This is a genomic window from Allostella sp. (assembly GCF_041913585.1).
Taxonomy (GTDB): domain Bacteria; phylum Pseudomonadota; class Alphaproteobacteria; order ATCC43930; family Allostellaceae; genus Allostella.
Genome location: NZ_JAYSFE010000051.1, coordinates 20,664 through 31,341 on the forward strand (window position 1 = coordinate 20,664; position 10,678 = coordinate 31,341).

General features: G+C 72.4%; 9 protein-coding genes. 4 read left to right on the forward strand and 5 right to left on the reverse strand.

Annotation, left to right across the window (positions count from 1 at the left end):
• Positions 1 to 2: 2 nt before the first annotated feature.
• The 5 genes from ACE3Q3_RS11760 to ACE3Q3_RS11780 form a co-directional block, all read right to left on the reverse strand.
• Complete coding sequence (locus tag ACE3Q3_RS11760; RefSeq protein WP_374446126.1) at positions 3 to 761, reverse strand: amino acid ABC transporter ATP-binding protein; 759 nt, start codon at positions 759 to 761, stop codon at positions 3 to 5.
• On the reverse strand, positions 758 to 1,882 hold the full coding sequence (locus ACE3Q3_RS11765; RefSeq protein ID WP_374446129.1) for an amino acid ABC transporter permease: 1,125 nt from the start codon (positions 1,880 to 1,882) through the stop codon (positions 758 to 760). The genes ACE3Q3_RS11760 and ACE3Q3_RS11765 overlap by 4 nt, the downstream gene beginning before the upstream one ends.
• Positions 1,879 to 3,045, reverse strand: coding sequence for an amino acid ABC transporter permease (locus ACE3Q3_RS11770; RefSeq protein ID WP_374446132.1), 1,167 nt, complete (start codon positions 3,043 to 3,045; stop codon positions 1,879 to 1,881). The genes ACE3Q3_RS11765 and ACE3Q3_RS11770 overlap by 4 nt, the downstream gene beginning before the upstream one ends.
• Before the next feature lies 1 nt (position 3,046).
• Positions 3,047 to 4,096 (reverse strand): amino acid ABC transporter substrate-binding protein, encoded by a 1,050-nt coding sequence (locus ACE3Q3_RS11775; RefSeq protein ID WP_374446134.1) that lies wholly within the window; start codon positions 4,094 to 4,096, stop codon positions 3,047 to 3,049.
• Between the two features lie 97 nt (positions 4,097 to 4,193).
• On the reverse strand, positions 4,194 to 6,083 hold the full coding sequence (locus ACE3Q3_RS11780) for a PhoX family phosphatase (protein ID WP_374446137.1): 1,890 nt from the start codon (positions 6,081 to 6,083) through the stop codon (positions 4,194 to 4,196).
• Between the two features lie 165 nt (positions 6,084 to 6,248).
• Here ACE3Q3_RS11780 and ACE3Q3_RS11785 point away from each other — a divergent pair, with 165 nt between their 5' ends.
• From ACE3Q3_RS11785 to ACE3Q3_RS11800, 4 genes are all read left to right on the forward strand, one after another.
• Positions 6,249 to 7,235, forward strand: coding sequence for an adenosine kinase (locus ACE3Q3_RS11785; RefSeq protein ID WP_374446138.1), 987 nt, complete (start codon positions 6,249 to 6,251; stop codon positions 7,233 to 7,235).
• A 44-nt stretch (positions 7,236 to 7,279) separates the two neighbouring features.
• On the forward strand, positions 7,280 to 9,100 hold the full coding sequence (gene typA / locus ACE3Q3_RS11790) for a translational GTPase TypA (RefSeq protein WP_374446140.1): 1,821 nt from the start codon (positions 7,280 to 7,282) through the stop codon (positions 9,098 to 9,100).
• A gap of 105 nt (positions 9,101 to 9,205) precedes the next feature.
• The gene (locus ACE3Q3_RS11795) at positions 9,206 to 9,751 is read left to right on the forward strand and encodes a peptidylprolyl isomerase (RefSeq protein ID WP_374446142.1); all 546 of its coding nucleotides are present in this window, start codon (positions 9,206 to 9,208) and stop codon (positions 9,749 to 9,751) included.
• 13 nt (positions 9,752 to 9,764) lie between these two features.
• Positions 9,765 to 10,678, forward strand: a 914-nt coding sequence (locus ACE3Q3_RS11800; RefSeq protein WP_374446144.1) for an MFS transporter, incomplete at its 3' end; no start/stop codon positions are given.

The window sequence follows — 10,678 nt, forward strand, 5'->3', positions numbered from 1 at the left end:
CCTCAGAGATGCATGACCTGCCCGAGGAAGGCCCGGGCGCGGTCGGTGCGTGGTGCAGCGAAGAATAGCGCGGGCGGGGCCGCCTCGACGATCTCGCCCTGGTCCATGAAGACGACGAGGTCGGCGGCGCGGCGCATGAAGGCCATCTCGTGGGTGACGACGATCATCGTCATGCCGCCCCGCGCCAGTTCCTCCATCACCGCCAGCACCTCCTGCACCCGCTCGGGGTCGAGCGACGAGGTCGGCTCGTCGAACAGCATCACGGTGGGTTCGGCCATCAGCGCGCGGGCGATGGCGACGCGCTGCTGCTGGCCGCCGGAGAGCTGTCCCGGATACTTGGCGCTCTGGTCGGCGATGCCGACGCGGTCGAGCAGGGCCAGGGCGCGGGCCTCGGCCGTGGCCGCCGGCTCGCCCGCGGCGTAGATCGGTCCGACCGTCAGGTTGTCGAGGACCGTCAGGTGCGGGAAGAGGTTGAAGCTCTGGAAGACCATGCCGGTGCGCCGCCGCACCGCCGGCAGCGCCCGGCCCGCCGGGTCGAGCTCGATGCCGTCGACGCGGATGGTGCCGGCCTGGTGCCGCTCCAGCCCGTTGACGCAGCGGATCAGGGTCGACTTGCCGGAACCGGACGGGCCGCAGATCGCCACCCGCTCGCCGCGCGCCACGCCGAGCGTCACTCTGCGCAGCGCGTGGTGGTCGCCGTACCACTTGTCGACGCCGCGGAACTCGACCACCCAGTCCGCCGCCGGATCGGTCCCGGTCATCGGCGGCGCACCGCAAGCCGGCGCTCGACCGCCATGCCCTGACGCGAGAAGGCGAGGCAGAAGAGCAGATAGAGGACGAAGACGAAGACGTAGACCTCGGGCGCGTGGCGCACCCAGACGGGGTCCTCGAGCGCCACCTTGGCCGCCCCCAGCACGTCGAAGAGGCCGAGGATGGCGACGAAGGTCGTGTTCTTGAAGGCCCGGATGATGTCGTTGAGAAGCGCCGGCACGACCAGCGCCAGCGCCTGCGGCAGCACGACGAGGCGCATCCGGAAGCCGTAGCCGAGGCCGAGCGCCTTGGCCGCCTCGTGCTGGCCGGCGGGGATCGCCTGCAGGCCGCCGCGCACGATCTCGGCCGCGTAGGCGCCGAAGAAGACGATCATGCCGATGATCGCCCGCACCAGCTTGTCGACCTGCAGCTCCGGCGGGACGAAGAGCGGGAAGACCAGCGAGGCGACGAACAGCACGGCGATCAGCGGCAGGCCGCGCACCACCTCGATGACGCCGACCGAGACGGCGCGGATCGCCGGCATGGTCGACTGGCGGCCGAGCGCCAGCAGCACGGCGAGCGGCAGGCCGCCCGCCACGGTGGCGGCGAAGATGACGATGGTGAGCGGCAGGCCGCCCCAGAGATGGGTCCCGACCGGCATCAGGCCGAATACCCCGCCCAGCATCAGCACCAGCGTCGCCGCGGCGGCGGCCACCCAGGCCGCGAGCTTCGCCCGCATCCCGATCCGGCCCACCGCCGACAGGCCGATCATGGCGACGAAGATCGCGATCACGGCGGCGCCGCGCCACTGTTCGCCATAGGGATAGGTGCCGAAGAGGATGAGCCGGTGCTTCTCGGCGACGACCGCCCAGCAGGCGCCGGCCGCGGCCCGGCAGGCGGCCCCGTCGGGCGACCACCAGACCGCATCCACGAGCGCCCAGGCGAAGGCCCGCGGCACGAACCAGGCGATCGCGGCCGCCAGCGCCAGCGTCACGGCGGCGTCGAAGGGCGAGGCGAAGAGGTTGCGCCGGAGCCAGCCGACGGCACCGCGTGCGACCGGCGGCGGCGGCCGCGGCGGGGCGCCGTCGCCGGCCAGCGCGAAGGAGCGGCATCCGGCCATCGCCGCCGTCACCGCTCGCGGATCCGCACGGCGCGGTTGACGAGGTCGGCCACCGCCCCGATCGCCAGCGCCAGCGTGAGGTAGACGGCCGCCATGATGGCGATCGCCTCGATCGTGTTGCCGCTCAGCGTCAGCACCGTGTTGGTGACGCTGAAGAGATCGGGATAGCCGATGGCCACCCCGAGCGAGCTGTTCTTGACGAGGCTGATGTACTGGGCCGCCAGCGGCGGCACGACGACGCGCAGCGCCTGCGGGAAGACGATGCGGCGATAGAGCTCGCTGCGCGGCAGGCCGACCGCCTGGGCGGCCTCGATCTGGCCGCGCCCGACCGAGAGGATGCCGGCGCGCACGATCTCGGCGACGAAGGCGGCGATGTAGAAGGAGAGGCCGAAATAGAGGGCGAGGAACTCGGGCGAGAGCGCGAGCCCGCCGGCGAAGTTGAAGCCGCGCAGCGCCGGCACGCTCCACCCGGCGGGCGCCCCGGCGGCGATCCAGCCGAGGACCGCCGGCGCCAGCGCCAGCACCGCCGACAGGGCGAGCGGCGCCGGCACGCGGCCGCCGGCGCGCCGGCGGCGGTCGCTCCAGCGCAGGAATCCCGCCGCGAGCGTCGCACCCGGCACCAGCAGCAGCAGCGCCAGCCCCAGCACCCAGGGCTCGGCCGGCCAGGGCAGGATCAGCCCGCGGTTCGAGAAGAAGACGAGGTCGCCCAGGCTCCAGGCCTGCCGGGGCCCCGGCAGGAGGGTGAAGAGCGCGTACCAGAAGACGATCTGGACGAGTTGCGGGGTGTTGCGGAAGAGCTCGACATAGAGGCCGGCGGCGCGTGCGAGCAGCCAGTTCCCCGACAGGCGCGACAGGCCGAGCACGGTTCCCAGCAGGCTGGCGGTGACGAGGCCGGCCGCCGCCACCACCAGCGTGTTGCCGAGGCCGACGACGAACGCCTGGAGGTAGGTGTTCTCGGGCGAGAAGGCGAAGAAGGCATGGCCGATCGCGAAGCCGGCGCGGTCGAGGAGGAAGTCGAAGCCGGAGGCGATGCCGCGCTCCTGCATGGCGCGCCGCGCCGTCTCGGTCATCCCGGCGGCGAGCCCCACCAGGACCAGGACCACCAGGAGCTGATAGAGGGTCGCACGGAAGCCGGCGGCCCGCCATCCGGCAGGCCGCCCGGCGCGGGTCGGCATGTCAGAACGGCGGGGCGTAGAAGAGGCCGCCGCTCGTCCACTGCTGGTTCACGCCGCGCGCCAGCTTCAGCTTCGAGCCGTTGCCGAGGCCGCGGTCGTAGATCTCGGCGTAGTTGCCGACCTGCTTGATGACGCGGTAGGCCCATTCGGGATCGAGCCCGAGGCCCTTGCCGGCGGCGCTGCCGGCAGTGCCGAGCAGGCGCTGGACCTCGGGCTCCTTGCTGGTCCGCCGGACGTCGTCGACGGTCTTCGAGGTGATGCCGCGCTCCTCCGCCTCGAAGAGCGCGAACACCACCCACTGCACGATGTCGCGCCACTGCGGATCGCCCTGGCGGACGACCGGGCCCATCGGGTCCTTGCCGAAGATCTCGGGCAGGATGACGAAATCCTCGGGATTGGGGGCGACGGCGGCGCGGATCGCCGACAGGCCGGAGGTCGTCTGCACGAAGACGTCGCAACGGCCGCCGAAGAAGGCGGTGTTCAGCTCCTTCTGGTCCTCGATCACGACCAGCGTCACCTTCATGCCGTACTTCGACTGGGCATCGGCGACGATGCGCTCCGAGGTCGAGCCCGGGCGCACGCACACCGCCGCCCCGTTCAGCTCCTTGACCGACTTCACGCCGAGCTTCTTCGGCACCATGAAGCCCTGGCCGTCGTAGAAGGTGGGGGTGACGAAATCGAGCCCGAGATCGGCGTCGCGCCCGTAGGTCCAGGTGACGTTGGAGAGCGTCACGTCGACCTCGCCCGTCTGCAGCACGGTGAGCCGCGTCTGGGTCGTGCTCTTGACGTACTGGACCTTGTTCGCGTCGCCCAGCACGGCCGCGGCGATGGCGCGGCAGACGTCGACCTCGAGCCCCGTCCACTCGCCCTTGCTGTCGACGACGGAGAAGCCGGGCCGGCTGCCGTTCATGGCGCAGACGAGCTGGCCGCGGGCCTTGACGGCGTCGAGCGTCGGGCCGGCGGCGACTTCGGCGGGCGTCCCGAGCGCGGCGAGCGCGACGGCCGCCGGCGCCAGGACCGGCAGCAGGCGGCGGGCGAGGGCGAGCGGCATCGCGGGCGATCCTTTCGGGCGGACGGAGGGTGGCTCCCGTCCACTCTGCAAGTTGCCGGCCACCATGCAATACAAATCTGGAGCGGCCCCCCGTGCTTCAGCCGCCGACCGGGCCGCCATCGTCGCGGGTGATGGCGACGACCGAGGGGCGCGGCGGCACGCCCTCGGCGAAGTCCGGCCACCGGGTCGAGGGCCGGGCGAAGTGCGAGCCGCGAGAGGCGCCCGGATGCTGCACCGACAGGAAGAGCGTACGGCCGTCGGGCGTGAAGGCCGGCCCCGTCACCTCGGCCCCGATCGGCGCCCGGTAGAGGCGCCGCACCCGGCCCCGCTCCGGTCCCTCGGTCGTCGCGAGGTAGAGCCCGTCGGCGGCGCCGGCGGCGAGCCCGCTGTCGGTCGCGATCCACAGCCGGCCCGCGGCGTCGAAGACGAGGTTGTCGGGACAGGACAGCCAGTCCTCGGGCCCCGATCCGGCGCCATAGACGGTCCCCGGATCGGTCCCCGGCCGACCGGCGGCGAGGAACAGTTCCCAGCTGGCCTCGGTCGCGGCGTGGTCCGGGCCGCCCGGACCGGCGGGCGGGACCATCTCGATGACGTGCCCATGGCGGTTCTCCGCCCGGGGATTGGCGGCGTCGATCCGCGCCGCCTCGCGCCGGTGGTTGTTGGTCATGGTGACGTAGACGCGGCCGGTCTTCGGGCTCGCCTCGACGTCCTCCGGCCGGTCCATCGGCGTGGCGCCGACGCGATCGGCGGCGCGGCGCGCCTCGATCACCACCGTCGCCTGGTCGGGAAAGCCGTTCTCCGCCGTCAGCGGCCCCTGCCCGTGCACCAGCGGCAGCCACTCGAGGCGGCCGTCGGCATGGAAACGGGCGACGTAGAGGATGCCGTCGTCGAGCAGGTCGCGGTTGGCGGCCGGGTCGCCCGGCACCCAGGCCCGGGTGGTGACGAACTTGTAGACATACTCGAAGCGCTCGTCGTCGCCCTGGTAGACGGCGATGCGCCCGTCGGGATTGACGACGCAGGTCGCGCCTTCGTGCTTGAACCGGCCGAGCGCCGTGCGCTTCACCGGCACCGACCGGGGGTCGTAGGGGTCGAACTCGACGATCCAGCCGAAGCGGTTGGGCTCGTTCGGCTCCCGCGCGAGATCGAAGCGCGGGTCGTGCCGGTGCCAGGAGTACCAGCCGCGCCCGTCGATGCCGTAGCGGGCCCGCGCCGGGTCGTCGCCGGCCGCCCCGCCGAAGAAGGCGTGGACGTTCTCCTCGCCCGAGAGCACCGTCCCCCAGGGGGTTTCGCCGCCGGCGCAGTTGGCGAAGGTGCCGGCGACCGTGCGTCCGGCCGGGTCGGCCGTCGTCCGCATCCGCGGATGGCCGGCGGCCGGACCGCCCAGCACCATCGGCGTCGTCGCCGTGATCCGGCGGGTATGGGCGCCGGGGACGACCGTCCAGCCTCCAGGTCCGCGCCGCACCTCGACCACCGAGGCGCCGAGCGAAGCCATCTCGACCGCCGCCTCCGCCGGCCCGAGCGTCTGCGTCGCCTCGCGGCCCGGCGCAACGCCCGGGAACATCAGGGCGGGGATGGCGTACTCGTGGTTGACGACGAGAAGGCCATGGTCGCTCGACCGGCTGCCGGCCGGCAGCGGGAAATAGCAGACGAAGTCGCAATTGTAGCCGAACTGGCGCGCCTGGGCGGCCGCCGACTGGCCCGCGACCGAGAAGGCCGGGGCGTCGGCGAAGAGCGGATCGCCCCAGCGCAGCAGCACCTGCCGGGAATGGCCGACCGGCAGGTGGTCGCGGTCGTCGACGCCGGCCGGCACCGGGGCGAAGACGCCGTCCGCCGCCCGGGCCGGGCGCGCCAGCGGCGCCAGCGTCGCCGCCGCCAGGCCGGCGAGGAGCGCGCGGCGGGAGATGATCGCGGCGATCGGCGGAGCGGCGGAGCGGTTGCTGCGCGGGTCGTCGCCATGCGGCCACTCGACGGATTCGGCATCCTGCACGATCGGAGGTTCTCCCGAGACTTGCGGCGGTCGGAGACAAGAATACCCCAGGCGAATCCTGGCACCGCCATGTGACAATGTCGCGACCGGTCTTGCGTCCGCCTTGCCGCGGCGTCCGCGATCCGATAGAACCCCGGCCCATCCTCCACCGAAATGTGTCCCGAAATGGCCGAGACGCGCCACGATGTCGTCGGCATCGGCAATGCCATCGTCGATGTCCTCTCCCATGCCGACGACGCCTTCCTCGAACGGGAAGGACTCGCCAAGGGCACCATGGCCCTCATCGACGCCGGTCGCGCCGACGCGCTCTACGGCCGGATGGGGCCGGGCATCGAGATGTCCGGCGGTTCGGCCGCCAACACCCTGGCGGGCGTCGCCTCGCTGGGCGGGCGCGCGGCCTATTTCGGCAAGGTCCGCGACGACGAACTGGGCCGCATCTTCGCCCATGACATCCGCGCGACCGGCGTCCATTTCCCGACGGCGCCGGCGACCTCGGGCCCCGGCACGGCGCGCTGCCTCATCCTGGTGACCCCGGACGCCCAGCGCACCATGTCGACCTATCTCGGCGCCTGCGTCGAGCTCGGCCCCGACGATGTCGACGAGGCGACGGTCGCCGCCTCGGCCGTGACCTATCTCGAGGGCTACCTCTTCGATCCGCCGCGCGCCCGCGAGGCCTTCGTCAAGGCCGCCGAGATCGCGCGGCGGCACGGCCGCCGGGTCGCCCTCAGCCTGTCCGACCCGTTCTGCGTCGACCGCCACCGCGACGCGCTGCGGCTCTTCGTGCGCGAGCATGTCGACATCCTGTTCGCCAACGAGGTCGAGATCCTGTCGCTGACCGGAGCCGCCGACTTCCAGGGCGCGCTCGACACGATCCGCGGCACGGTGCCGGTCGCGGCCCTCACCCGCAGCGCCGCCGGCAGCGTCGTCGCCACCGCCGACGCCGTCCACGCGGTCGCCGCAGCGCCGGTCGACCGCGTCGTCGACACGACCGGCGCCGGCGACCTCTACGCCGCCGGCTTCCTCTTCGGCCTCACCACGGGCCGCGACCTCGCGACCTGCGGACGGCTCGGCGCCGTCGCCGCGGGGGAGGTCATCTCGCATTTCGGTGCGCGGCCGGAGACGCCGCTGGCCGAACTCCTCCGCTCCATCTGACGCAGCCCGGCACGGGCCTCGCTGCGCCGCCATATCGGGTTCCCATGGACATCCGCAACATCGCGATCATCGCCCACGTCGACCACGGCAAGACCACGCTGGTCGACGTGCTGCTCCGCCAGTCCGGCACCTTCCGCGCCAACCAGCAGGTGGCCGAGCGCGCCATGGACTCCAACGACCTGGAGCGCGAGCGCGGGATCACCATCCTCGCCAAGTGCACCGCCGTCGTCTGGAAGGACACGCGCATCAACATCGTCGACACGCCCGGCCACGCCGATTTCGGCGGCGAGGTCGAGCGCATCCTCAGCATGGTCGACGGCGTCGTCGTGCTGGTCGACGCCGCCGAGGGGCCGATGCCCCAGACCAAGTTCGTCGTCGCCAAGGCGCTGAAGCAGGGGCTGCGGCCGATCGTCGTCATCAACAAGGTCGACCGGTCGGACGCCGAGCCGCAGCGCGTCCACAACGACGTGTTCGATATGTTCGCGGCGCTCGGCGCCGACGACGACCAGCTCGACTTCCCGACCCTCTTCGCCTCCGGCCGCAGCGGCTGGGCCAGCGAATCCATGGACGGGCCGCGGGTCGACATGGCGCCGCTCTTCGACCTCATCCTCGCGCACGTGAAGGCGCCCGTGGTCGATGTCGACGCGCCCTTCGCCATGCTGGCGACGCTGCTCGAGTACGATTCCTACCTCGGCCGCGTCCTCACCGGCCGCATCGCCTCCGGCACCGCCCGGGTCAACATGCCGGTCCGGGCGCTGCGCGGCGACAAGGTCGTCGAGGAGGGCCGCCTGACCAAGCTGCTCTCCTTCCGCGGGCTGGAGCGGGTGCCGGTACAGGAGGCCGTGGCGGGCGACATCGTCGCCATCGCCGGCCTGACCGACGCCACCGTCGCCGACACGCTCGCCGATCCCGGCGTCACCGTCGGCCTCGACGCCATCCCGGTCGACCCGCCGACCATCGCCGTCACCTTCTCGGTCAACGATTCGCCGCTCGCCGGTCGCGAGGGCACCAAGGTCACCGGCCGGATGCTGCGCGACCGGCTGATGCGCGAGGCCGAGGGCAACGTCGCCATCCGCGTCCGCGAGACCGAGGGCAAGGACGCGCTGGAGGTCGCCGGCCGCGGCGAACTGCAGCTCGGCGTGCTGATGGAGACGATGCGCCGCGAGGGCTACGAGATGTCGATCTCGCGCCCGCGCGTCCTCTTCCACACCGACCCGCAGACCGGCCAGCGCATGGAGCCGATCGAGGAGGCGCAGATCGACGTCGACGAGGCCTATTCCGGCATCGTCGTCGAGAAGCTGGGCGCCCGCCGCGGCGAGATGGTCGACATGCGCCCGTCCGGCGGCGGCAAGGTGCGGCTCACCTTCCGCATCCCGGCGCGCGGCCTCATCGGCTACCAGGGCGAGTTCCTGACCGACACCCGCGGCACCGGCATCATGAGCCGCATCTTCCACGGCTACGCCCCCTACAAGGGCCCGATCGAGGGCCGCCGCGCCGGCGTGCTGATCTCCAACAGCGACGGCGCCGCCACCGCCTACGCCTTGTGGAACCTCGAGGATCGCGGCCCGATGTTCATCCACCCCGCGACCCAGGTCTACCAGGGGATGATCATCGGCGAGCACACGCGCGAGAACGACCTCGAGGTCAACCCGATCAAGGGCAAGCAGCTCACCAATATCCGCACCACCTCCAAGGACGAGGCGATCCGGCTGACCCCGCCGCGCGCCCTGACGCTGGAGACGGCGATCGCCTACATCGCCGACGACGAGCTGGTCGAGGTGACGCCGAAGAGCATCCGGCTGCGCAAGCAGCTGCTCGATCCCAACGACCGCAAGCGCGCCAGCCGCGCCGCCGAGGCCGGCTGACGGACGGGGGCGGCCGCGCCCGCCCCCTCGTTCCCCGCCGGCTGCCGATCGTCTATGGTCCGGCCGGCGAATCGACCCCCATTCACCCTTTCCGAGAGGCCGCCCATGCGGATCTTCCGCGCTCTCCTCGCTGTCGTCGGCTGCCTTCTCCTGCTGGAGGCGCCCGTGCAAGCAGCCGATCTCGAAAACACCCTCTATCTCGACCTGAAGGACGGCCGCGTCGTCATCGAGATGCGCCCCGACCTCGCCCCCAAGCACGTCGCCCGCATCAAGGAGCTGACGCGCAAGGGCTTCTACGACGGCGTCGTCTTCCACCGCGTCATCGACGGGTTCATGGCCCAGACGGGCGACCCGCGCGGCGACGGCACCGGCGGATCGGGCCAGAAGCTCGACGCCGAGTTCTCGCGCGAGCGCCATGTCCGCGGCACCACCTCGATGGCCCGCGCCCAGAACCCGAACAGCGCCGACAGCCAGTTCTTCATCATGTTCGCGCCCTCGCCGCACCTCGACGGCCAGTACACCGTCTGGGGCAAGGTGACCCAGGGCATCGAGTTCGTGGACAAGATCAAGAAGGGCTCGTCGGCCCAGAACGGCGCCGTCAGCAACCCCGACCGCATCATCAAGATGCAGGTCGCCGCCGACGCCAAGTAGAGACCGTCGGCCGATGCGCGAGGCGGGGGACGGGCCGGCCGCCCCCGCGGGGCGGGAACCGCGCCTCGCCGCGGCCCTGTGGCGGCAGCCGCGCCTGGCGACGGTGCTCGGGCTCGGATTTGCGAGCGGCCTGCCGCTGCCGCTGACCTTCGGAACGCTGTCCTTCTGGCTCGCCGAGGCCGGCGTCTCGCGCACCGCCATCGGCCTCTTCGCGCTGGTCGGCACCGCCTACAGCCTGAAGTTCCTGTGGGCGCCGCTGGTCGACGCCCTGCCGCTGCCGCTCCTGACCCGCTGGTTCGGCCGCCGCCGCGGCTGGACGCTGGGCGTCCAGGCGGCGCTGATCCTGGCGATCGTCGCCCTCGGCCTGACCGACCCGGCGGCCGACCCGGTGCCGACGGCCATCGCCGCGCTCGCGGTCGCCTTCCTGTCGGCGACGCAGGACATCGTCATCGACGCCTACCGCATCGAACTGCTGCCGCCCGAAGCCCAGGGGCTGGGGGCCGCCGCGGTGCAGTGGGGCTATCGCGGCGGCATGCTCGCGGCCGGTGCCGGTGCCCTCTACGCCGCCCAGTTCGGCGGCTGGCACGTCGCCTATGCCGTGATGGCCGCGCTGATGCTGGTCGGCGTGCTGACCGTGCTCCTCTCGCCGGAGCCGGAGTCCGTCGACCGGGCAACCGCCGAACCCCCGCCGCCGCCGGCGACGGCCGGCGCGGCCGTGCGCGCCGCCGCCTGGGTGCGCTCGGCGGTGGTGGCGCCGTTCGCCGATTTCGCCCGCCGGCCCGGCTGGCTCGCGGTCCTGCTCTTCGTCGTCCTCTACAAGCTGGGCGACGCCCTGGCCGGGATCATGTCGAACCCGCTCTATGTCGAGCTCGGCTTCTCCAAGATCGAGGTCGCCAACGTCGCCAAGGTGTTCGGCGTCGGCGCGAC

Coding starts and splice junctions, on each gene's coding strand:
- ACE3Q3_RS11760 (WP_374446126.1), bottom strand. CDS start 761: ATGACCGGGACCGATCCGGCGGCGGACTGGGTGGTCGAGTTCCGCGGC.
- ACE3Q3_RS11770 (WP_374446132.1), bottom strand. CDS start 3,045: ATGCCGACCCGCGCCGGGCGGCCTGCCGGATGGCGGGCCGCCGGCTTC.
- ACE3Q3_RS11775 (WP_374446134.1), bottom strand. CDS start 4,096: ATGCCGCTCGCCCTCGCCCGCCGCCTGCTGCCGGTCCTGGCGCCGGCG.
- ACE3Q3_RS11785 (WP_374446138.1), top strand. CDS start 6,249: ATGGCCGAGACGCGCCACGATGTCGTCGGCATCGGCAATGCCATCGTC.
- typA (WP_374446140.1), top strand. CDS start 7,280: ATGGACATCCGCAACATCGCGATCATCGCCCACGTCGACCACGGCAAG.
- ACE3Q3_RS11795 (WP_374446142.1), top strand. CDS start 9,206: ATGCGGATCTTCCGCGCTCTCCTCGCTGTCGTCGGCTGCCTTCTCCTG.